The organism is Phenylobacterium sp. T106 (assembly GCF_057219735.1).
Map to the genome: position 1 here is coordinate 186,395 of NZ_JBXVWA010000003.1, position 22,161 is coordinate 208,555.

Consider the following 22,161-nt stretch of genomic DNA (forward strand, 5'->3'; position numbering starts at 1 on the left):
AGAGCGTCCGGGTCATCCGTCAGAGGCCGGCTTCCGGCGAAACCTCTCGGAGGTCGCGGCCTGCCGCGCGCTCACGGCGTATCCGATGCGGGCATAGGCTTCCACGAGGCTGCCGAAGCGGCGGATGTAGGTGTTGGGGGCCCGCGTGATCTCCGAAGCCTCGATCAGGCTCGAGCTCAGCTTGCCGCGAGCCGCCAGCAACCGCCGCAACTCGTCCAGAAGCTCATCGTCCGTCGGTCTTCTAGACCTGGCGCTACTGCTCATGCCGCCACCAAAGCAGCCGCTGCGCCGCATGGCGAGAGGCTCTGGCGCGGCATCGACGTGAGCGACAACACTATCCGGCGCCGGATCGCTGGAATTCGGCTCGCATCCGGAAAGCGGACCTCCGCCCACGCCGGTCGCGGCCAAGGGGCCGACCTGCCGCTCCCCTAAAGGCAGCGGACAAGCTTCTGAGACCGTCCCAAGGTCATGTGGAACCGCTGGTGGGCGGCGGGCGCGGCTGGCTTGAAACTGAGGTCCAAGCTGGTCCCCGCGATCGCGCCTTCGAGCCAGACGGGCGTCTCGGCCGGAGGCGCGTCCGCATCCACGAGGCGCGCCTCGGCTGGGAAATACCGGCCCTTCACGCGGAAGCGGCCGCTCCGGTCGGGTGTGACCGGGCCCTCGACGGTGGCGTAACCACAGTCGAACTCGAGGCGTCCGCCCTCACCGGTCAAGGTCAGCACCGCGCGATCCCCGCCCCAGGTCCCCGCGAGGGGGCCCGGTGCGGCCTCGGCGCCGCGTGCGCACAGGATCAGCATTCCCGCCGTGACCGCGTGCAGGAACGCGATCCCGACCGACCGCTTAGTCGACATCACCGTGGACCTCCTTAGGAACGGCGTGGACAGGCCGGGCATCATGCCCGCCTGTCCTGCGACGTCTCGGCCCGTTCGCTAGGCCCAGTCTACAGCTAGACCCTGTCGACAGATAGGCCGGCGCCGAACGGTCGGCGGCGACGCAGACTCGTCCCCGCCAGGCCGAGGCCGAGGATCATGATGGCCCAGGTTCCAGGTTCTGGCACCGCTCCCATCGAGCGGCCGAAATCGATCGCCGCAATCCAGGTGCCCCAGCGCGAGCCGCCGGTTCCGCCAGGATGGCCGAACTGCGCCAGGTTGTACTCCCGCGCGAACTGTCCGATCGCCCAGAACTTGCTGGAATCCTCGGGGTCCACGGTCACGGCGCTGTAGTCGCCCCACCGCTGGCGCCCCGCGGCCACTGCACCGAACGGGCTTCCGTTGTGGTAGTCGTCGACGAGGCTGTTCTTCAGGACAAGCTCGTCGCCGACCTGGACCAGCTTGCCGGACGCATCCGTGTAGTAAGTCCGCGCTCTGAAGCTGATGCTGCCGTCCGCCGGGTTGAGGCCCGACCGGTTGTAGGCGATCACGACCTGGCCGAAGTCGTTGACGGCCAGCGACCCCTGGTAAAAATCGTACCCGGCCTCTGAAATGTTGCCCTGGTCGAGGATCGCCTTCGTGACCGCGTCGATCACATAGTAGCGGACGACATTGTTGGTCCCGCCCAGCTCATTGGCGGTGTGAAGGAAGTAGATTCGCCCATCCACCTCCCAGGCGCTGGAACTGATCCGCTCATCCAGGCTGTCGATGATGGCCCGGTTGCCCGGGATGGCGACAGACGGTTGATGTGCAGGTGTCGGCGAGGTGTACCCTTCGACGCCAAGGTACTGGACCGGCGTCAACGACGCGGATCCCGATCCTGAGTTCGTGATGTTGTAGGTCAGGTTGTCGTAGTTGAAGAGCGAGGCTGCGACGACGATCCCCGTCGTCGAATTCGAGCTGCTGTTCACGCCCTGGATGGCGAAGCCCCGATCCTCGAACGTCCCCGGAAAGGGCGTGTTGAACTGCTGCATCCCGATCGTGCTCGGCGCACCTGCGCCGAACAGGCTGCTGAGCGGGATGACGTCCAACGTCGTGCCGCGGAAGTTGTTGGCGCAGCCCGAACAGGCCGGCGCGAAGTTGTTGGTGCCGATGTAGACGGCGTTCTTGTCCATCGCGAGGGTCGGGTAGTCCGCGGTGGCGCCGAACCCGAAGCCGGCGTAGCCTTCAAACTTGGTCGACTTCCATCCGCCCAGCGCGTCCGACGTGTCTGACACCGCGATCTGCAGGTCCTTGGCGTTGCTGCCGAAGCCCACCGCGATCCAGCGATCAGCGTCCGCGTTGTAGAGTACGCGCTGATCGCCGTTCGAGCCGACCTGGCCGGCGGCGCCCCACCAGTCGACATCTGAAACCAGTGACGTCCGCGCGCCGGTGGCCTTGTCGAAGACAGCCACGGCGCCGTTGGTGAATTCCATGAACTGGGTCTTGCCGACCGCGCCCATGGTGTCCGGCGGGATGAAGTTGCGGCCAAAAGCGGCGCCGTCGTACTGGCTGATGCCCTCGAAGGCGATGGACACCGCGCCTTGGGAATAGACCGTCGCAGACTTGCCGTTGGTGTCCAGGGAGAGGTCGCCGCCAAACGTGATCATCCCCGGCTTCTTCGTCGCGAAATGCGGCTTGATCGTCTGCGCCGCGGCGGCGCCCGGGCCAAATGCGACAGCGATCGCGATCGCGGAAACGAATGACAGGCGACCTGCCAGAGAAGTCCTGTTTTGCATCACTTACCCACCCCCACTCCGAAATTGGTAACAAAGTTACCGACCGGCCGATTTCGATTGTCAACGCGTTTCAGTCACATTTCGCCTGCTGCGAGCACAGTTCGCTCCTCAGGTGACCAAACGGTCCATTGGGCGCCGTGATCGGCGCTGTCATCGGTGCTGTCAGTCCGTGTTGAGGCGGTCTCCCGCCGACGATTCTCCCCCAGCCTGGACGCCCTCGCCTGAGGAGCGCGACCCATTCCGGGAGGCCGGCCGAGCGCCGTTCCTGGCTCGACCCCTCGGACTGCCTCGCAGCTGAAGGCTGCAGGCGCCCGGGACCGACAACGATCGGCGCGGGCCGGCATCTTCCCAGCTGCTGTGCAATTCGTGGGCGCGACTTGGTCCGGCGTAACGGTCTCGCGCGCCGAGAGCTTCGACGGCTGTGCACAGTCGAGCCTGGGCTTGCCTGCAACAGACACAACTGCAGCTCGCTGCTCGACTGCAGCGGGTAGAGGCGATCGAGCCGAGGTTCGTGGCCAGCAAAGTGAACCGCCGGCGTCGCTCACCCGTGGGAAGCGCCCCGCTGCTTCCGCTGGTGATACTGGCGCTGGTGATACTGTGTGAGCGCCAATTCTGCAGGACGAAAGAACATTCTCCGCCGCGCGCCTCAGACAGCTAAGGGGACAAGTTCCCTGAGGATGAAGTCGATCCGTCCGTTCAACATCTCGGCATGCTCGGGTGTCGGCGCAGCCTCGATGGGGTAACTGTCCGAAAGATCGGCGCCCGCCAGAACGTTGTCAGCCCAGTATCCGGCGATCGCGCAGTAGCGGGTAAGCGCAAGGGCGGGCGTGGGGGCCTCGTCTGTCTCGAAGTGCATCCGAGGCAAATCCCCGACCACAACCCACCGCTCGCGGTCTTCCGGCTTTCCGCCCGCCTCGAACCGCATCAGATACAGCCCGATGATGGGGCCGACGCCGAACGCGAGCACCAGGTCTTCGACCGGCGGCGCCCAGCGATAGCTGTCGACGAAGGCTCGGGCCTCGGTCGTCAGAGCCTCGAGCGCCGCCACGGCCTCCGCGCCCTGGTAGTCAATATTCTGACCCACGGGGAAGGACGAGATGTCGACGCGTGCATTCATGTGCGCGAGCCTAGACCGTCGGCGCAGATCGTCAAGAACAAAAAGAAAACATGTCGTCCTCAAGATCGCGCCGGCTGGTCAAGAGTGCGCCCATCACCGAATCCACGCTCAAGTCGTGGGCCTACACAGGACCTAGAGGAGGGAGGTCGGTGGACAGAAGATGTGGCTGTGGCGCGCCGTCGATGACGAAGGCGAGGTCCTCGACGTCCTGGTGCAGACGCGGCGGAAAAGGCACGCCGCGCTGAAGCTTCTTCGAAAGCTGCTCCGGAACATCGGTAACGGTTGCGGTCCATGGGTGGTGGGCCTGCTCACGGATCATGTCTTCGGGAGTGAGGCGAAACTCGGCCTTTCGATCGCCCTGGTGATTGGCGTCGGCTCCGTGGTGGGAGTGACTGCCGGTCTGATCGGCCTGTCTCATATGCGACGCGCCGTGGCCCTCACCGAAACGGGCGCTGGCTGAGCTCCTTGCGGGCCAGGGCATCGAGCGGATTCCGCCTGCCACTGGCTGCAGCCGGGTTCGAGACGGCGTCGGCGTATGCGAAGGCACATGGCGCCGCTAGGTCAGCTGTGATCCGCTATCTCGGCGCGGCCAAGGTGGGGGCGACACCGGACGCCCGGGCGGATCGTCTCGACAAGTCAGCAGGCACGCGGGGCTCAGATCGCCGCCAACAAGGAAGCGTTCGCCGCCGACGTGGCCCAGCCCTTCGGAGCACTTGTCCCGGTCGGGCCTCGAGGTCGCATCAAGTAGCAACGCCGCGGTGCGCCTCGCTAGTTGACGGCGGCCAGCGAACAGCAACCGCAACGAGCGTGCGCGGGAGGGCGGCACAGGTCTCATGCCGGAGGGAAGCGATTGCCGGAGTGGGGCGCCATGGACGCCGAGGGCGCCGGCGGGAACCCCCGCTTCCCGGTCGGATCCCAACTTCCGCAGCCGCCTGAAGGAGGACGGGGAAGCCTTCCTCTGACCCGCTGGGGTCAACTGTCGGCGCCCCTAGCGCGGCCCGAAGCGCCGCCGTCCCCGCTTGCCTCGCCTTTCTCGAGAGAGGAGCGGCTGGGCCTGAATGGGGCGATCGCACTGTTCGGCCTAATTATTTTCCACATTATGCGGGCAAATGGTGCGCAAAACGAAAATGAGAGACTTGACGAGGAGCATTTTGCGACGATGCTATTCCCCGAAGCGTCGGTTAACGGCGCTCGTAAGAGTCGAGGGAGGTCGAGTTGGCCTACGATGCGATCATCATCGGCGCGGGCATGTCAGGCATGTACCAGCTGCACATGCTTCGGAAGCTGGGCATGTCGACGTTGGTTATTGAAGCAGGCTCGGACGTCGGTGGAACTTGGTACTGGAATCGATATCCAGGCTGCCGTTTCGATTCCGAAACCCTCTCTTACTGCTTCTCCTTTTCTGAAGAGATACTTCAGGAATGGAACTGGACGGAGATGTTCTCGCCCCAGACCGAGACTCTTCGATATCTCAACTTCGTCGCCGACAAGCTCGACCTGCGGAAGGACATCCGGTTCAACACCAGGGTCAGCGCCGCGACCTACGATGCGCACGCGAACGCGTGGGTGGTCGCCTGCGCCGACGGGACCGTCGAGCGGTGTCGCTTCCTGATCACCGCCGTCGGCGTGCTGTCCGCCCCGAGCATCCCCCCGATTCCCGGGCGCGAGACCTTCGAGGGGCGCAGCTTCCACACGTCCGACTGGCCCCGGGACGGACTTGATCTCACGGGCAAGCGGGTCGCGGTGTTCGGAACGGGCGCGACGGGCGTCCAAGTGATCCAGGAGGTGGCCAAGATCGCGGGCCAGCTCACGGTCTTCCAGAAGGAGGCGAGCTGGGCGAAGCCGCTCAAGAACCGGAAGTTCGAACCCGGCGAGATGGACCGGCTGAAAGGCGAGTACCCGAAAATCTTCGCCAAGTGCAAAAGCACGGCTGCGGCCTTCATCCACGACTGGGACGAACGCAGCATCTTCGACGTCTCGCCGGAAGAGCGGGAGCGGATCTTCGAGCAGCGCTATGAAGAGCCTGGCTTCGCGATGTGGCTGGGGAATTTCCACGACATCTCGACCAACGTCGAGGCGGCGAACATCATCAGCGACTTCGTCGCCCGCAAGATCCGCCAGCGCGTCAAGGACCCGGCGACGGCGGAGCGGTTGATCCCCAAGGATCACCCCTTCGGCGCGCGTCGCGTGCCGATGGAAACCGGCTACTACGAGGCCTACAACCGGCCGACGGTCCGCCTGATCGACGTCAACGAGACCCCGGTGGAGCGTATCACGCCGGGCGGGGTCCGGGTCGGCGGCGAGGAGTTGGCCTTCGACGTCATCGTGTTCGCCACCGGGTTCGACGCCGTCCGCGGCGCGTTCGACCGCATCGACATCCGTGGCGTCGGTGGAGCGCGCCTGAGGGACAAATGGGCCGACGGTCCGCTCACCTACATGGGCATCCAGGTCCACGGGTTCCCGAACATGTTCATGCTGGTCGGCCCCCACAATGGCTCGACCTTCTGCAACGTGCCGCGCTGCATCGAACAGAACGTCGAGTTCGTGACGGCGCAACTGAAGTACATGCGCGAGCACCACTACGACCTGTGCGAGGCCGATCCGGCGGCCGAGGCGGCCTGGACGGACTGGATCCACGAGACCGCCGAAGGGCTGATCGTCAGCAAGTTCGACGCCTGGTGGAACCACAGGAGCGATGACCAGAACCCCGCGAGGCGGCGGAAGATGCTGCTCTACACGGGCGGCCAGCAGGCTTGGCTGGAGCATTGCGCCAAGGTCGTCGCCGAGGGCTACAGCGGCTTCTCGATGCGCTCCGCCGCCGGCGCTCCGGCGGGACAGACTCAACCAGCGACCGCCTCCTGAGGCCGGCCGAAATGGAAAGCGCAAGCGATATGGCGGAGTCGGCGTCGGGCCGCGTCAGCTCCGAGTTCTCGGCGCTCGTGGAGTCCCTGTGGAACTCACCCCTACCCGCCGATCTCGCGGCCATGCGGGACGCCTATGACCAGATGGGCGCTCAGTTTCCGCCTCTGGCCGGCGTCGCGCGCCGCGATGGCGAACTCGGCGGCCGTCCCTGCCGCTGGTTCGAACCTGAAGGCGAGGTCGAACCCGGGGTCATCCTGTACCTCCATGGCGGCGGCTTCGCCATCGGCTCGATCCAGTCTCACCAGCACATGGGAGACGCCCTTGCCGCTCGCGCAGGGCGCCGCGTGGTCCTTCTGCATTACCGGCTTGCGCCGGAGACGCCCTATCCGGGCGGTCTGGACGACGTCACCTCGGCCTACCGCGAACTGGTGGAGGGCGGTCAGCCTGTCGCGCTCGTCGGGGACAGCGCGGGCGGCGGCCTCTGCGCGTCCCTGATGCTCGAGGCGGCTGCGCTCCAGCTTCCGGCGCCCATCGCAGCCTATCTGATGTCGCCGTGGGTGGACCTGACGCTCGAAAGCGCCACGATCGACGCGAAGGAGCCCATCGACCCGTTCGCGAGCCGCGCCGTGCTTCAGGCGATGGCCGACCGGTATGCGCCGGAGGGGTCTCGGCGCGACCCGCTCGTGTCGCCGGCCTTTGGCGCCTTCAACGCTCGCACACCCGTGCTCATCCAGGTCGGCACGGCCGAGGCCTTGCTCGGGGACTCCATCAAGCTCGCAGCCGCACTGGGTGACGCGAATGCCAATGTGGATCTCCAGATCCGCAGCCAGATGATCCACGTCTGGCCCTGGCTCTACCCGCTTATCCCCGAGGGCGACCAGGCCCTCGACGAGGGCTGCCGCTTCCTGCGCCGGCGCCTCGGATCGTCTTGAGAGCAGAACCAAACAAACAAAGTAATCGAAGGGGGTGAGACCATGCGCAATCTGGTGACCAAGGGATCGCTGACCAGGGCCGGAAGGGGTGCTTTCCTTCTCCTTGGCGGAAGCATCGCGGCGCTGTCGACCGCAGGAAGCGCCTGGGCGGCTTCGGATGACGCGGCCGCCGTCGCCCAGGTGGACGAGGTGGTGGTGACGGCCCGTCGGCGCGAGGAGTCGCTCGCGCGGGTGCCCGTCAGCGTTGCGGTCGTCTCGGGAGACGCCATCGCGAAGCGGAGCCTGACGACCGAGTCCGATCTGCAGACCGCCGTGCCTGGCCTTGTGGTCAGGTCCACGCAGGGCAGCAGCCAGTTCAACTACGCGATCCGGGGGCAGTCCATCGATGCGTTCAGCGCGTCGCAGCCGGGCGTGCTCAACTACGTGAACGAGTTCCAGACCACGGCCCTCAGCTCGGGTTCGTTCTACGACCTGGCCTCGGTGCAGGTGCTGAAGGGACCGCAAGGCACCCTGTTCGGCCGCAACACCACCGGTGGCGCGGTGCTCTACACGACGGCGCGGCCGGACTTCGATGCGATGTCCGGCTCGGCGCGCGCCCGCTACGGGAACCTCGACCTGCGCCAGGCCGAAGGCGCGGTGAACCTGCCCTTCAACGACACCATGGCGCTGCGCCTGGCGGGGTCGATCCAGAAGCGGGACGGGTTCGTAACGAACATCGTCAACGGCGATGACCTCAACGACATCGACCGCTCCTCGGCCCGCGGCACGTTCGCCTGGAAGCCGGCGGAGGGAATCCAGACCACGTTCGTGGCTGAGGTGAGTCGCGCGAAAGGGAACGGCGATCCGCTGTTGCTCTATTCGGCGAATGCGCCCGGGTCGCTCGACAACCGCGGCCAGCCTCTCGTCTCGACGATCGCCACCTTCTACAGCCCGATCCTGGACACCATCGCGGGCCAGGGGTCGTTCGCCGCCTTGCTGAGCCGCTATCCGTTCGGTCCGGCGACCGGCTATCTGGGCTCGGTCGCGCAACAGCGCACCTTCGGAACCCGCAAGACGGCCATCGACGCGCCGACCGGTCTCAACGCCAGGGCCCACTACATCGCGAACACCACCACCATCGAGTTGGGCGGGAACGCTCAACTGAAGAACATCATTGGCTACTCGTTCAACCGAAACCTGTCGCTCTTCGACCAGGATTCCAGCCCGTTTCCGTTCTACGCGTTCGTGGCGACGATCAACCGCACGCGCGGCTGGTCCGACGAGCTGCAGGTTTCGGGGACCGCCCTCGAGGGGAAGCTCAGCTACATCGCCGGCGGCTATTTCTCATTCGAGAACCGCCTGAACGGCCAGGACTTCCGCTACTTCGACCTCGGCCCCGTGGCGAACCCGATCCTGGGCCCCGCTTTCGGTGCGGCGTCGCTTCCGCTGGCGAACCAGCTGTTCGGCGCCGCCCACACCGAGAGCCTGGCGGGCTTCGCCCAGGTCTCATACGCCGTCCTCGACAATCTCAAGGTGACGGGCGGTCTCCGCTACACCCAGGAGAAGATCCGCTTCACGGAGATCTCCGGGTTTGCGCCGGTCTTCCCCAGCAACGTGAAGGAACGCACCAGCTCCAAGAAGCCGAGCTGGACCCTGGGCCTGGAGTACCAGGCGACGCCGGAATGGTTCGTCTACGCCACGTACAGGGGCAGCTGGCGGGGCGGCGGCTTCAACTACAACGCGCCTCCCGTCAACCAGCTCGCATCGGGTGGCGGCAACCGGTTCAAGCCCGAGACCATCGAGGACGTGGAACTCGGCGCGAAGTTCCAGGGGCGCATCGCCGACCGGCCGGCCCGCCTGAACATCGCCGCCTACAAGCAGTGGGTCGATGACGTCCAGCGGATCGCCTACGTGTCCATCCCCGGCTTCGGTCCCGCGGCCGTCACGGTCAACGCCCCCGGCGCCACCTTCCACGGGGTCGAAGTCGACGGCGAGGTCTCGCCGGCCCCGGGGGTCCGCATCGGCGGGGCCGTGAACTTCACGAAGGCGAAGTACACTGGGGCGACGGCGAACACCCTGTTCGGCACCTTCTTCGACTTCTCCACCTTCGCGGATCTGCCCAAGCGGTCCGGCAGCGTCTTCATCGAGGCCGAACTGCCGACGCCCGAGGCCTTGGGGCAGCTCACCGCGCGGGCGGACGTCTACGCCCAGTCGTCGATGTACATCTCCAACTACGGCCGGACGAGCGCGCCCGGAACGCTCATCAAGGGCTACGAGCTGGTGAACGCCCGTCTCGCGCTCGCCAACGCCGGCGGCAGCAACGTCACCGTCGCGGCCTTCGCGAAGAACATCTTCGACACCACCTACTACCTCGGGGGTATCGGGCTGGGCACGTCGCCGGGGTACAACTCGGTCGTGCCGGGCGAACCGCGCACCTACGGTGTTGAGCTCGCCGTCAACTTCTAGCAAACCTCCCCTCTCGCGCCGCGGCGCACGAAGCGTCGCGGCGCATCTCTTTGGCGCATGTTGCTCCCCCAGCGCGGACGGAAGGTTTGAAGAAGATAGATTCGATCGACCGCGCGATCCTCGAGGCGCTGCATGACGATCCTCAGATAACGAACAAGCGCCTGGCGGGCCTGATCGGGGTCTCGGAGCCGACGATCGCGACGCGGATCGAAAGCCTCATCCAGCGCAAGGTCATGCGCATCTCGATCCAGCGCAACCTGCACACGACCGAGTTTCCCCAGGTGGGACTCCTGGACATCGACGTCCAGCCGTCTCGCGTCGGGCCGGTGGTGGATCGGATCAAGGAGATCCCGACGCTCCTGTCGATCACGCTCTTCGCCGACGCGCCGCAGGTTCACGTTCTCCTGTCCGCGCGCGACGCGGCCCACCTCCAGCAGATCGTGGACGATGACATCGCCGCGCTCGAGGGTGTGCGAGATGCGACCATCACCCTCTGCCTCGGATCGCTCTACCTGGCGCCGGGCATCGCCGTCCTATGAGCCATGTGCCCACCGACGACCTGGACGACCAGATCATCCGGTTGCTGACGGAGGAGGGGCGCCGGAGCAGCCGCGCCATCTCCAGGATGCTCGGCATCTCCGAAGCCGCGGTCCGGAAGCGCCTCCGACGCCTCCTCGACAGCGGAGCCTGCACCTACGGCCTCCTGGTCGACATCGAGGCGACCGGGATGCAGGTGTCCGGATGGCTGTACGTCAAGGCTCACCCCGGCCGCGCGCAGGCGATCACCTCGGCGATCGCCGTCAAGGACGTCTGCGCCCTCTGCGCGCGCACGACGGGCGCGTTCAATATCGTGGCGTACATCTACGGGCGGGACATGGCTGACATCTCGGACACGATCCGGGGCATCGCAGAACTCGAGGGCGTGCAGGCCACCCGCTTCCGGCCCGCCGCCGCCATCCCCCAGCACCGTTACCAGTTCGTGGCGCTCTCCGACGTCGGCCGGTCCAGCTTCTGGCACATCGGCGATCCGGCGGGTTAGCGCGCCATGGCTGGCGCATCGACGGCGCCATCGAAGATGGCCGCGTATTCGTGGCTCCCGCCAATCCCTACGAGCGGAAGCTCTGCCGACTGGCGCTGCTCGCGCCCGATATCCAGAAGCGGGTGGTGTCAGTCCAACCTCAACTTGTCTCCAGCTTGGCGCATTCCGCCCTACCCACGCGGGCTCTCAGGCCACGAGGGATTTCCACTCGGCCAGGGCGGCTGAGCGTCGGGTTCGATATTCCTGGCGGCTGACGAGATGACGCTCCTGGCTGAAGTGGTTGTGGAATGAGGCGTGGGTGGCGGCGAACCGCTGCAACGTCTTCATTCGTCGAAACCGCTGCATCGCCCGTTCTCGTCGTCGGAAGGGCAGGTGACTGTTCTCGGCGCGATTGTTGAGCCAGCGTCCGACCGCTTGCTTGTCCTGATTGCCGAGCTGCTTCATCGCGGCGCGATACGAGCGCAGCCGGTCCGTCACGATCACCTGGGCAGGGCCGTGGCGCTTCAGAGCTTTCCTGAGGAATTTCAGCGCCGCGGCTTTGTCCCGCTTCCTCGTCACGAAGGACTCGAGCACCTCGCCCTCATGATCGACCGCCCGCCAGAGGTAGCGCCGCTCGCCGTTCACGCGGACGAAGACTTCGTCCAGATGCCAGCGCCAGTGGGTGTGCTGGCGCATAGCCTGGACCCGGCGCGAACGGATCTTCGAGGCGAACATCGGCCCGAACCGGTTCACCCACTTGCGGACCGTCTCGTGGCAGATGTCCACGCCGCGCTCGAAGGCCAGGTCCTCCACGTTGCGCAGCGACAGCGGGAACCTCACGTAGAGCATCACCACCATCTGGATCACCTCCGGCGAGGAATCGAACCAGCGGAACGGGCTGTCGGACTTGGCCATGACGGCCGTCTCAGCCGCTTCGGTTACCGTGCGGTGAGTTTGCGCTGACAATGCCGATTCCCATGGTGGGAGGGTCAAGCGTCGTTGCGAGATTTTTTTCGTATCGTCGATAATGGCCGCGCGGCCCAATTCCTGGGCGAGGTGACCGCGTTATCGGCGCGCGAGAAGGACGCCGCTGATCGCGATGGCGAAACCGGCGACTTGAATCAGGCTCAGCGTTTCGCCGAACAGCAAGAAGGCCTCCCCGGCGGCCAAGGGGGGCGCAAGGATCAGCAGCGAGGAAGCCTTCGTCGCTGCGCCGCGCCGAACCATCCAGAAGAGCAGGAGAGTTCCACACCCAGACATCACGGCCACGGACCAGACGAGGCCGAGCCACAGCACCGAAGCACCGTCCCACCGCACCTCTCCAATCAGCGGCAGCAGCGAAACGACAAAAACGGTGGCGGCAAGATTCTGAATTGCAAATCGCGGGCGCAGGGGGCTGTCCGGCGCGACGGCCTTCTGCAGGAGCGTTGCTAGGGTCAAGGCCAGCACCGCGCCAAACGCCACCAGCACCATGAAGGGCTCGACGGTTTGGCCCTCGGCGGGACCGACCAGGAAGCCGATGCCTATGAGGCCGAGAGCCAGCCCCCACCAAGTGCGTGACGTGACCTGCTCCTTCAACACGGCAACGGCGAGCAATCCTGTCACGAGCGGTTGAAATCCCCCAATCAGCGTCATGAGCCCTGCGCCCAAGCCCTTGCTGATCGCCCAGTAGCTCCCCGCCAGATAAATTCCCTGCAACACGCCCGCCGCGAGTTGTACTGGCAGTTCGCGGGCCGCTGGCCAGCGATCACGGGCGGCAAAGGCAATCAATCCGAAAAGCACCGCAGTCGAAGAGAACCGCAACACGAGAAAGAGCACTGGATCGGCGTGATCTTGGATCGCGCGGGGAACCATGAACCCGGTCGACCAGACGCCGACGAATAGCCATGGAGCAACCACCTCGAAATTGAGGGCGCCCATGGCGGGCTTCGCTGAGGGGTCGCGCTGGACGGTCGCCATGTTTGGCCTCCTGCGGCAACCGTCGGGCTTCCCATTATGGAAAGGTCAAGCTGGTCCGGTATGCAGGTCTCGAAACTGAGAGTGGGGCCACTCGCATCCGCCTTCGGCTGTGAGCCGCCTTCCGACGGTTCTGCAGCTCCGGCTGGACTGTGTGGCTTACCAGGCAGCGGATCGCGCCCGGCGCATAGGCTTGTGGGCTGCCCCATCCGTAGGGGATGACCCCTGGGTCAGATCCGCCAGGATTGGGCAGTCGGGGCGATCGTCGCCGGCGCAGCAGTGCGAGAGGTGGCGCAGGGTGTCGGCCATCGCCTGCATTTCCGCGATCCTGGCGTCCAGGTCGGTGAGGTGCTTGTCGGCGATCGCCTTGACCTCGCGGCTTGGCCGTTGGCGGTCGCGCCAGAGGGAGAGCAAGGTGGTGATCTCCTCCATGGAGAAGCCGAGGTTCCGGGCCCGCTTGATGAACCGCAGCTCGTTGATCTCACGCTCATCGTACTCACGGTAGTTGGAGTCCGTCCGGCTCGCCGGGCGCACCAACCCGATCTCGTCGTAGTATCGGATCATCTTGGTCGAGACGCCCGACGCTTGTGAGGCTTGTCCGATGTTCATGGCAGAGTCTCCTAGGCGGAAGCGGGATTGAGACTGATGGTCGCCGCCGGCTGCGGGCCTGCCACGCCGAAGCGCCGCAGCCGCAGGGCGTTGGCCAAAACGCTGACGCTGGAGAGCGCCATCGCGCCGGCGGCGATCATCGGCGATAGCAAGAGGCCGAAAGCCGGGAACAGGACGCCAGCGGCGACCGGGATCAGCACCACATTGTAGCCGAAAGCCCAGATGAGGTTCTGGCGGATGTTGGCCAACACTGCATTGCTCAGGCCGATCGCAGTCGGTACGCCACGCAGGTCGCCGCGCATCAGCACAATGTCGGCGCTCTCGATGGCTATGTCGGTGCCGCCGCCGATGGCGATCCCCACGTCGGCGTGAGCCAGCGCAGGCGCGTCGTTGACCCCGTCGCCGACGAAGGCGACAGAGCCGTAGCGGGCTTTCAGCGCCGCCACGGCCGCGACCTTGCCGTCCGGCAGGACCTCGGCGACCACTTCGTCGACGCCAAGCTGACGGGCGACGGCTTCACCGGTGCGGCGGTTGTCGCCGGTGATCATCACCACCTTGAGGCCGAGGGAATGCAGCTCGGCGATCGCTTGAGGGCTCGTCTCCTTGATGGGATCGGCGACCGCGATGATCGCGGCGAGACGTCCGTCAATGGCCACGTAGAGCGGGGTCTTCGCTTGGCTGGCCAGCCGCTCGCCAGTGGGCCCGAAGGCGGAGACGTCGATCCCCAATCGGCTCATCAGGCGGTCTGCGCCCACCTGCACGAGGCGCTCGCCGACGAAGGCCTGAGCTCCGAAGCCGGGGATCGCCTCGAACCCAGCCACCTGGGCGACAACCAGGCCACGGGTCTTCGCCGCCTCCACGATAGCCTCCGCGACGGGGTGCTCGGAGCGCCGCTCCACCGCGGCGACCAGCGCCAGGACCTCGCTCTCGTCGAAGCCCGCAGCGGTCTCGAGGTCGGTCATGCGCGGCCGGCCCAGGGTCAGCGTGCCTGTCTTGTCGAGGGCGACCACGCGTGCGTCGCGGAGAGTCTGCAGGGCCTCGCCGTTGCGGAACAGGACGCCTAGCTCGGCGGCCTTGCCGGTGCCGACCATGATGGACGTCGGCGTGGCCAGCCCCATGGCGCAGGGACAGGCTATGATCAGCACGGCGACGGCGTTGACCAGCGCGAAGGTGAGCGCGGGTTGCGGTCCGAAGACCAGCCAGCCGAGGAAGGTCGCAACGGCGATGGCGATCACCACGGGGACGAACCAGGCGGTGACCTTGTCCACCAACGCCTGGATCGGCAGCTTCGAGCCCTGCGCGGCCTCCACCATCCGCACGATCTGGGCGAGCATGGTCTCGGCGCCGACCTTGGTCGCGCGGAAGCGGAGCGCGCCGGTCTTGTTCACGGTTCCGCCCACGACCCAGGCCCCGGGCACCTTCTGGACCGGGATCGGCTCGCCGGTGATCATCGACTCGTCGACGAAGGACGAACCCTCGACCACTTCGCCGTCCACCGGCAGGCGCTCGCCGGGGCGGACGTCCACGACATCGCCGGGCAGCACGTCTCCCACCGGGATCTCGATCTCATGGCCCTCACGCACGACCCGGGCGGTCTTGGCCTGCAGGGTCATCAGCCGCTTGATGGCCTCGCTCGTCCTCCCTTTCGCCTTGGCCTCGAACCAGCGCCCGACCAGGATCAGCGTCACGATCACAGCGGCCGCTTCGTAGTAGACATAGGCCGTCCCGGCCGGCAGCACGCCGGGGGCGAACGTCGCCACAGCGGAATATGCAAACGCCGCCGTGGCCCCGAGGACGACCAGGGAGTTCATGTCGGGCGACAGCCGCGCCAGGTTTGGAACCCCCTTCTCGTAGAACCGCAGGCCAGGACCGAAGAGGACGAAGGCGGTCAGGAGGAAGCTCAGCACGTACCAGGTCTGGTCGGCGATCAGCGAAGCCATCCAGTGGTGCGCGCCGGGGATGTAATGGCGCGCCATCTCCACGACGAACAGTGGAAGCGTCGCCAGGGCAGAGGCTTGCACCGCCTGCCGGAGACTGCGGACCTCCGCCTCCCGCGCGGCGGCCTCGCGGTCGGCCGTGCCGGTTCGCTCCTGACCAGGTATGCTTGCGCTGTAGCCGGCGCGCTGGACGGCCGCGGTGAGATCGCCATCCTCGCCGGATCCGTTGAGTGTATGAACTCTGGCTCGCTCGGTTGCGAGGTTCACGGTCGCGGACAGGACGCCCGGAACAGCCTTTAGCGCGCGTTCCACACGGCTGACGCAGCTTGCGCAGGTCATACCCTCGATCTTCAGGTCGACGTCCCGCGTCAGGGGCTCGTAGCCGGCGGTGCGGATGGCGGTTAGCACCGCCTCGGTGTCGCCTCCCGGCGCAAGCTCCACACGGGCGCGCTCGGTCGCCAAGTTGACGTTGGCCGCGGCCACGCCGGGAACAGCCGAAATGGCCTTCTCGACGCGGCCTACGCAGCTCGCGCAGGTCATCCCCAGGACAGGAATGTCGATCGGCTTAAGGGCGGTTGCGGGCATTTCGTCGCTCCGGAATCTCAATGCCCGCTCCAGATAGAGTTTCCCATCATGGGAAGGTCAAGCCCCTGAGAACCGGCAGCGCCGTAAGGCGACTCGCGTTGACGCCCCCAAAGCCTTCAGGTGCGAGCAAACGGCCTACGGCCTGGCGCACCTCACCAGAGCAGACTTCTGATAGTCTTGGCCCCGCCGGGCGCCCCTTCGCGCTCACCGCGCATTCGCCCTTTCAGCCGGCTTGATCGTGCAATGCCGCCCTTCCAGCGTTCGCCTTGATGGAACGCGGCGTCCTCGCCCGTCGAACTCTACCCGGCCATCCATGTCCAGGTGCGCTGGCCGAGCGGCCTGCTCGTTCGAGGCATTGACCTTCCCATCGGGGGAAGCCCCATCTGCTTGAACGAGGCAAAGAAGGAGACCCAGAATGCTTCGTTATCACGTTGAAGGAATGTCCTGTGGACACTGCGCGCAGGCCGTCACCAAGGCTGTTCAGGGCGTGGAGCCGACCGCTCGTGTGGCGGTGGACCTCGACGCGAAGCGCGTGACTGTCGAGTACAGCGATCAGACCGAGGCGATCGCGTCGGCCATCGAGCAAGCCGGTTACAGCGTCACCGTGTCGTAGATTCGGGAAGATTGCGCGGGATGCCTATGGGCAAGCCCGCGCCTGCCTGCGCCGTGATGCAGGAGAACAGGCCCGGTGCGAGTTAGGAAATTCGCAGCTGAACAGTGAGTACGGCTTCGGGGAATGCGCATTAGGCGAGGATGACGGGTCCGCTCGGCGTGACCGGCAGCCGGTCTGCTAGCGAGCGTGAGCGGAAATGCTCAGCTTAGCCGCACGCTGTAGAGCGCTGGCGTCGCCGTCCAATCTCCGTCCGCGAGGCGTGCCGCGGGGTTGCAGATCCGCTGGATCCTGGGCCGGTCAGTCAGGCAGTTGGCGACGAGGAAGATCCAGTAAGCGTCGGCATGCTCCCGAGCGGCGCGGAGTTCGTTGGCAGTGAGGTCGAGCGTTGTGAACGCCGCGCCTACCGTGCCCTTCACCTCGACGCGATGCAGCGCGCCGCCCGGATCGCGGTAGTCAATGTCCCATCCCGGGGTCTCGCCCTGCGCTGCGCGATGAACGAGTTCCCCGCAACCGCCAAGACCTTGCAGGAACTCGAGAACCCGCAGCTCCGCCCAGCGACTCGAGGCTTCGGGCGTCGCCGTCGAACATGCGGCTGACCCGCTCCCACTCGCGGGGTTGCACTTCATCGAACGGGACGCTGAGCGCGGCCGCGTAGGATTGCGCCATGGCTAGAGCGCGTGCCTGATGCTGGTCTAGGTCGTCCGCCGTCCGCAACGGCCGGCGCCGTGTGTCAGTCAAGCGGCGGGCGGCGATCTCCGCGCCCGTGTCGGCGACGAAGACGATATGGTCCGGCCTCAATGGGGCGATCACCGCTGCCGGGATATCGACGAGGCCCCGACCGTTGTCGATGACACTGTGACCATCGAACAGGACCGGCCGATCGGGCTCGGCGGCGCGCGCCGAGGCGAAGGCCGCCGCCAAGCGTCGCTGGTTGTCCGCCATGACGTCCTCCGCCGCGGTGCGCAAGGCCTCGCCAGTCTGGTTCAAGGCTACACGTAACAGCGCGCTTGCCTCCAGATGCAAGACCACCGGATGACGTGCGCAGACCTGGCGGGCCATCCAGCCCTTGCCGACCCCCGATAAGCCGAACATGGCCACGACGACCGGGAGCCTCATACCTGGAAGCCGAGGTCGAGGCGCGCGCGGATAGGGGCGAACCGATCTGGCGTCAGGGCGCAGATCGACTGGGGCGGCCCCCCGTGGAAGACTCCCTCCGCCACCAGGGTCGCGAGCGGGACCGGCGGCTCCAGATGACCGACCAGCAGGAAGTCGATCACTCGGACCGGCGCGGGCTTGACCGAGATCATTGCGCGCAGCTCCGCCTCAGAGAAAACCGAACGCTTGGCGGTCAGCCTGATCAGCTCTTCTAGGTCCGCCGTCTGGGACACCCTTTCGACCACGCCGAGGCTGGTGATGGCCTGGGAAGCGAGGAGGCCCTCGGTCTTGGATTGGTAGAAGACCAGCACGTCGCCAGGCCGGATCGCTTTGGACTTGGCGCGGTAGAGGTAGACCTTCCGGATCGTATTGCCCGGCGTCCGCTCTCCGCCGGTCGACAGCAGAGTGGATTCGTCGGGAAACAGGGGCAGCGGCGCAGCGAAGGCCAGCTCGGGGAACAGCTTCTGGTGATAGTCGCCCTGGATCGGAACGCAGAACACCTGCGCCGGGGGACCGGTGACGAACCGCGGGTAGTGGGTCCGAACCGTGGTGAACAGGTCCGCACCGTTAATCGGGGTCAGCGGAGCGTTCGACAGAGGCTTCTCGAACACCATCTCCCCGTCGGGCTGTGTCAGGGTGTGGACGAAGCCATAGTATTCCAGGAGCCGGATCAGGGTCTCCTGATCTGAGAAGGTGGTGAGGTAGGTCAGGTCGTAGCCATTGCGCTGGGCGTACCAGAGCGCCTGCTTCAACAGCAGCTCGCCCAGCTTCTCACCGCGGAATTCCGGCCGAACCTTGAAAGTGCAGATCTTGAGAATCTTCGTCCCCGGCAAGGAGACGGTGGCCTCGGCCCGGTTCTCGTCCTTGCGGACGATGAGGCCCGCCAGCTGGTCGTCGACGGTGACCGTCCAGCAACGCCGGTGCTGCTGCACGCACTTGTCCCACCAGACGTCGAAACCCGCATATCCATCCCGAAGGCTGTCGAACAGGTCGTCCTGGCGATCGATCTCGTGGGCCTTGCGGTCGTCGATCAGAGGGAAGGCGACCGGCGTTGGATCGAAGGTCCGGCGCAACCAGACTTGCGCATCCACCACGGTCAGGACGCGGCTGGCGAGCGGCGTCAGCTTGACCCGGTCGTGGATGCCCTGGTCTTCGGTGATCAGGAGGTCGACCACGTTGAGATGCAGCGCATAAAGCAGCGCCACATCGACCTCGTCGTTAGGTTTTCGGATGGTGCCGAACTGCTGCTCTAGCGTCGCCTTGTCGGGCAGCTTAGGCGCTTTCAGCTCCTGGAACTTGCGGACCTTACTGAGGGAGATTTCGCGGCGGACCTGGTCTTTGTCGCGCGCGATGTCCTGCAGTGCCGCCTGGTGCACAAAGATGGCGACCGCGTGCTCGCCGCACTTCCTCACGATTTCCGCAGCGGCTGGGTCGACCCGCTTGGGGTCCTCCAGTCCGATGAAGACGTTGGTGTCAATGAGTAGCTTGAAGTCGCTCATCACTCAGCAGGGGGTAGTACTCCTGCCGAAGATACATGAAGGATTGAGGTGGCGTGAAACCGAACTGTGCCTTGAGCGCGGCGGCCGAGACTTGCCGGGCGAAGGGTTTCACATCCTGGAGCAGGATGGCGTAGCCCTCGTCCACCCCACTGAAGTAGCTGTCGAAGGTTTCGCGGTCGATACAGGCGGCGGCGCCATGGTGGTCCCAAAGCTCCGCCAAGGGCAGCCGGACCACGCCGCTGATGGTGGCGGAGCCAACGATCGCCTGGGTCGGGCTGGTCGAGTAAATTAGGAGGATGGCCCCGGGCGCCACGTCCTCGGAGAACCGCCGACGCAGTTCGACGGTCTTGTGACCCCCGACGATCTTCTCGACGTGGGTCGGCCGGATACTGACCAAGAAGTCCCGCTTGATACAGCTTTCCGTCATGCCGACTCACTCTTACCCCAGCCTAGTTCATTGAATCACACTTAAGATTCAGTGTCGAAGGCCGGGATGCTCAGCCCGCGCAAGCGAGCTTGGATTGTCGCTCCCGCGCCGACTCGGCGAACGTGCATCACGAACAATAGAACAAATAGGGAACATCTTCCACTATGCTCTCGACGAAGGAATCTGGAGCCGCGCGGAACGTGCACCCCAACGACGAGAGCGAGGCGCGGCGCTGTGGTAGTTCAGCTTCAATGTCTGCTTAGCGACCTGAGCCCAAGTTCCGCTCCTTGGCAATGAGCTGGCGCGGATGAGGGCTCAGCGCGTCGGCTCACGCGACGACGCTAGAGCTTTGGCTAGACGCTCGGTTTCGCCGCAATCGCGGAGGTTTGCTCTATAACGAGGGCGCGAAAGGCTCTGAACGCAACGTAGACGCGGTCGCGTTCAGCGACCAGCAGGTCGGTGATCTGTTTCAGATCAAGGGGCGGTTGCTCGCCGATGGCGTAGCAGACATGGCCTGAGGGCATCCTGCACCGCGTGACCATCTGCGTTTGACCTATGACGAAGCGGGGCGAAAAGCGGTGGTTATAGGTGTTGCGAAAGTCGCGGGTGGCCTGTTGGAAGGCCTTGCTGTTCAGCGCATCTAGGCGCGGCTTGAGTTTGCGCCAGGCCGGCCAAGGCTTGCCGTAGGTGTCCGGCGTGCCGGGCCAGATGTCCTCGTCGAGCGGGAAATCATCGACCCACTCGCTGTCCTTCGCTTGGTTAGCCTGATGACAAAGGTGGGCAGCGGCGAAGGCGAAGCGGGATTTGATCACCGCTGGCAGGGTGACGGCCACGGTGGCGACCGGGTTGATGAAGCTGATCGCCGCTTCCAGTTTCTCGCTGTCCGAGAAACCCGTAACCACCTCCGCCCAGGCGTCGAGGTCGCGGATATGGCGGGTGAACTCATTGACGGTGTTGGCCAGCTCTCGGGCGAACTCCTCGACCATCAGACCGTAGGCCAACCACATCGGCCCCATGGGGTTAGGCAGGCCAACCCAGTCGTAAGGCATCATCTCGCCGTCCGGCGACCGTGCGCGCCGCGTGTCGCGGAACTTGAGATAGAGCGCCAGTGGTGGATCGTCGGGGGCTGCCATCAAGATCGCGCCTGCCGATCTCCGTACCCCGCCCAATGACCATCGGCGTAAGATGGAGAACCGTCCTCGAAACCGGCAGACATCCAAAGGCGATCGAAGGTCGGCCGGAGGTGGTTGCCGCACTGCATCACGCCGGCCGGCACCATCACCACCGGAAGGAGGACGCTTGGCTTGGCGAGGCGGCGAGTTTTGTAGGGGCCGGACAGCTCGACATCTTCCAGACCGTAGAGCACGGCGCCGACGAGCGACGGACCGGCGATACCCAGGCCGGCGGCCAGTTGAAGGCTGCGGTCCACAGCGTTTACAATCAGTGCCTCCAGCCGTTTGCCCTTCACGACGATGGTGGGGTCGTTCTCGATCCGCTCGCCGAAGTTGATCTCCCACTCGACGACGCCGGGCTGGATCAGGCGGCCGTACCAGGACGTCTCTGGATTGGGGCCGCGGCTGACGGTCCGCGTCGGGCCGTGCGCCCACCAGTGATGGCCGTCCGCGCCGGTCGTCGCCTCCGCATCGTCGTCGATCTTGAGCAGGCTGCGGAAAGGTTTGACGGCGCGCGGATCGAGATCGGTGCCGCCCAGCGTTGCAGCCGGGACGACGTGGACGAGAGCCGAGGGCGGCGACACCAGCGCCGGACGGTTGTTGATCGGGCGCTGCTGGACGGCGTTCCACCAGGTGTCGGTCAGGGCGGTCTTGCGATCTGACTCCAACTGCGCCGTTTCGGTGGCCACCTCCTTTGCGATGAGCTTGATGTAGTCTGCCAGCTTCCGACCCAACGCGGTACGCGCATCGCGGCGCGGCTTATCCGTCACGTCCTCGCCAATCGAATAGCCTTCGGGGTGGCGAAGGTGGTGCAGATCGAACGGCAGTTCGCCTGGCGGGCCGTAGGCCTCGTTCATGACCAGCAGGATGCGTCGCGTGCCCTTGGCATGCAGGGCGTAGCCGTACTCACCCATGACGTTCGGGTTCGGGATCAGCTTCTCGCCGGCCTGGGCGACGAAGGTCATGTCGGCCAAGAAGATGTCGCAGCCGCGAATCTTCTTCAGGATCGTGTCAGTGATCGGCGGCGTCCCCGGCTCGCCCTGGGTATCGGAGTCGATGGTCAGCGCGATCTCGCCGCTGGCGTCGAGGATCGCCGCCGCCTCGTCCAAGGCCTTGCGGATGAAGTCCCGGCAGACATTCGTCGGCCGGTCCATCTGCCAGGAATAAAAGAGGGTCACGGAGAGCAT

20 protein-coding genes and 1 pseudogene are annotated in these 22,161 nt (G+C 65.7%); 7 read left to right on the forward strand and 14 right to left on the reverse strand.

Annotation, left to right across the window (positions count from 1 at the left end; all coding sequences use genetic code 11):
- Nucleotides 1-12: 12 nt before the first annotated feature.
- The 4 genes from AC2D8W_RS08550 to AC2D8W_RS08565 form a co-directional block, all read right to left on the reverse strand.
- Nucleotides 13-264 carry a hypothetical protein gene (locus AC2D8W_RS08550; RefSeq protein WP_484671191.1) on the reverse strand — a complete coding sequence of 84 codons (252 nt, stop codon included), beginning with the start codon at nucleotides 262-264 and terminating at the stop codon, nucleotides 13-15.
- Between the two features lie 164 nt (nucleotides 265-428).
- A complete protein-coding gene (locus tag AC2D8W_RS08555) occupies nucleotides 429-851 on the reverse strand; it encodes a hypothetical protein (protein WP_484671192.1) in 423 nt (140 codons plus the stop codon).
- 95 nt (nucleotides 852-946) lie between these two features.
- The gene (locus tag AC2D8W_RS08560) at nucleotides 947-2,647 is read right to left on the reverse strand and encodes a PEPxxWA-CTERM sorting domain-containing protein (protein ID WP_484671193.1); all 1,701 of its coding nucleotides are present in this window, start codon (nucleotides 2,645-2,647) and stop codon (nucleotides 947-949) included.
- A gap of 646 nt (nucleotides 2,648-3,293) precedes the next feature.
- On the reverse strand, nucleotides 3,294-3,764 hold the full coding sequence (locus AC2D8W_RS08565) for a hypothetical protein (protein WP_484671194.1): 471 nt from the start codon (nucleotides 3,762-3,764) through the stop codon (nucleotides 3,294-3,296).
- A 145-nt stretch (nucleotides 3,765-3,909) separates the two neighbouring features.
- Between AC2D8W_RS08565 and AC2D8W_RS08570 the strand changes: the two are divergent.
- The 6 genes and pseudogenes from AC2D8W_RS08570 to AC2D8W_RS08595 all read left to right on the forward strand — a co-directional run.
- Nucleotides 3,910-4,041, forward strand: a pseudogene (locus tag AC2D8W_RS08570) (DDE-type integrase/transposase/recombinase); the annotation flags it as partial.
- Between the two features lie 938 nt (nucleotides 4,042-4,979).
- Entirely contained in the window at nucleotides 4,980-6,626 is a 1,647-nt protein-coding gene (locus AC2D8W_RS08575) for a flavin-containing monooxygenase (RefSeq protein ID WP_484671195.1), read from the forward strand.
- An 11-nt stretch (nucleotides 6,627-6,637) separates the two neighbouring features.
- Nucleotides 6,638-7,558 carry an alpha/beta hydrolase gene (locus tag AC2D8W_RS08580; protein WP_484671196.1) on the forward strand — a complete coding sequence of 307 codons (921 nt, stop codon included), beginning with the start codon at nucleotides 6,638-6,640 and terminating at the stop codon, nucleotides 7,556-7,558.
- A gap of 42 nt (nucleotides 7,559-7,600) precedes the next feature.
- On the forward strand, nucleotides 7,601-10,003 hold the full coding sequence (locus tag AC2D8W_RS08585) for a TonB-dependent receptor (RefSeq protein WP_484671197.1): 2,403 nt from the start codon (nucleotides 7,601-7,603) through the stop codon (nucleotides 10,001-10,003).
- Nucleotides 10,004-10,089: 86 nt separating this feature from the next.
- A complete protein-coding gene (locus AC2D8W_RS08590; RefSeq protein ID WP_484671198.1) occupies nucleotides 10,090-10,542 on the forward strand; it encodes an Lrp/AsnC family transcriptional regulator in 453 nt (150 codons plus the stop codon).
- Entirely contained in the window at nucleotides 10,539-11,042 is a 504-nt protein-coding gene (locus AC2D8W_RS08595) for an Lrp/AsnC family transcriptional regulator (protein WP_484671199.1), read from the forward strand. The genes AC2D8W_RS08590 and AC2D8W_RS08595 overlap by 4 nt, the downstream gene beginning before the upstream one ends.
- Before the next feature lie 186 nt (nucleotides 11,043-11,228).
- On the opposite strand, the gene AC2D8W_RS08600 is transcribed toward AC2D8W_RS08595, so the two are convergent.
- From AC2D8W_RS08600 to AC2D8W_RS08615, 4 genes are all read right to left on the reverse strand, one after another.
- A complete protein-coding gene (locus tag AC2D8W_RS08600; RefSeq protein WP_484671449.1) occupies nucleotides 11,229-11,936 on the reverse strand; it encodes an IS6 family transposase in 708 nt (235 codons plus the stop codon).
- Nucleotides 11,937-12,086: 150 nt separating this feature from the next.
- Nucleotides 12,087-12,980, reverse strand: coding sequence for a DMT family transporter (locus tag AC2D8W_RS08605; protein ID WP_484671200.1), 894 nt, complete (start codon nucleotides 12,978-12,980; stop codon nucleotides 12,087-12,089).
- A 156-nt stretch (nucleotides 12,981-13,136) separates the two neighbouring features.
- The gene (cueR, locus tag AC2D8W_RS08610) at nucleotides 13,137-13,586 is read right to left on the reverse strand and encodes a Cu(I)-responsive transcriptional regulator (RefSeq protein WP_484671201.1); all 450 of its coding nucleotides are present in this window, start codon (nucleotides 13,584-13,586) and stop codon (nucleotides 13,137-13,139) included.
- An 11-nt stretch (nucleotides 13,587-13,597) separates the two neighbouring features.
- Nucleotides 13,598-16,108, reverse strand: a complete 2,511-nt coding sequence (locus AC2D8W_RS08615; protein ID WP_484671202.1) for a heavy metal translocating P-type ATPase — start codon at nucleotides 16,106-16,108, stop codon at nucleotides 13,598-13,600.
- 415 nt (nucleotides 16,109-16,523) lie between these two features.
- Between AC2D8W_RS08615 and AC2D8W_RS08620 the strand changes: the two genes are divergently transcribed.
- Nucleotides 16,524-16,721, forward strand: coding sequence for a heavy-metal-associated domain-containing protein (locus AC2D8W_RS08620; protein WP_484671203.1), 198 nt, complete (start codon nucleotides 16,524-16,526; stop codon nucleotides 16,719-16,721).
- 200 nt (nucleotides 16,722-16,921) lie between these two features.
- Here the strand turns inward: AC2D8W_RS08620 and AC2D8W_RS08625 are convergent, their stop codons facing one another.
- The 6 genes from AC2D8W_RS08625 to AC2D8W_RS08650 form a co-directional block, all read right to left on the reverse strand.
- The gene (locus AC2D8W_RS08625; protein ID WP_484671450.1) at nucleotides 16,922-17,266 is read right to left on the reverse strand and encodes a protein NO VEIN domain-containing protein; all 345 of its coding nucleotides are present in this window, start codon (nucleotides 17,264-17,266) and stop codon (nucleotides 16,922-16,924) included.
- A complete protein-coding gene (locus tag AC2D8W_RS08630; protein ID WP_484671451.1) occupies nucleotides 17,175-17,813 on the reverse strand; it encodes an AAA family ATPase in 639 nt (212 codons plus the stop codon). The genes AC2D8W_RS08625 and AC2D8W_RS08630 overlap by 92 nt, the downstream gene beginning before the upstream one ends.
- A gap of 20 nt (nucleotides 17,814-17,833) precedes the next feature.
- A complete protein-coding gene (locus AC2D8W_RS08635) occupies nucleotides 17,834-19,375 on the reverse strand; it encodes a GNAT family N-acetyltransferase (protein ID WP_484671204.1) in 1,542 nt (513 codons plus the stop codon).
- Nucleotides 19,350-19,802, reverse strand: coding sequence for an ASCH domain-containing protein (locus AC2D8W_RS08640; RefSeq protein WP_484671205.1), 453 nt, complete (start codon nucleotides 19,800-19,802; stop codon nucleotides 19,350-19,352). Before AC2D8W_RS08640 ends, AC2D8W_RS08635 begins: the two co-directional genes overlap by 26 nt.
- A gap of 353 nt (nucleotides 19,803-20,155) precedes the next feature.
- The gene (locus AC2D8W_RS08645; RefSeq protein ID WP_484671206.1) at nucleotides 20,156-20,935 is read right to left on the reverse strand and encodes a hypothetical protein; all 780 of its coding nucleotides are present in this window, start codon (nucleotides 20,933-20,935) and stop codon (nucleotides 20,156-20,158) included.
- Nucleotides 20,935-22,161 (reverse strand): hypothetical protein, encoded by a 1,227-nt coding sequence (locus AC2D8W_RS08650; protein ID WP_484671207.1) that lies wholly within the window; start codon nucleotides 22,159-22,161, stop codon nucleotides 20,935-20,937. Before AC2D8W_RS08650 ends, AC2D8W_RS08645 begins: the two co-directional genes overlap by 1 nt.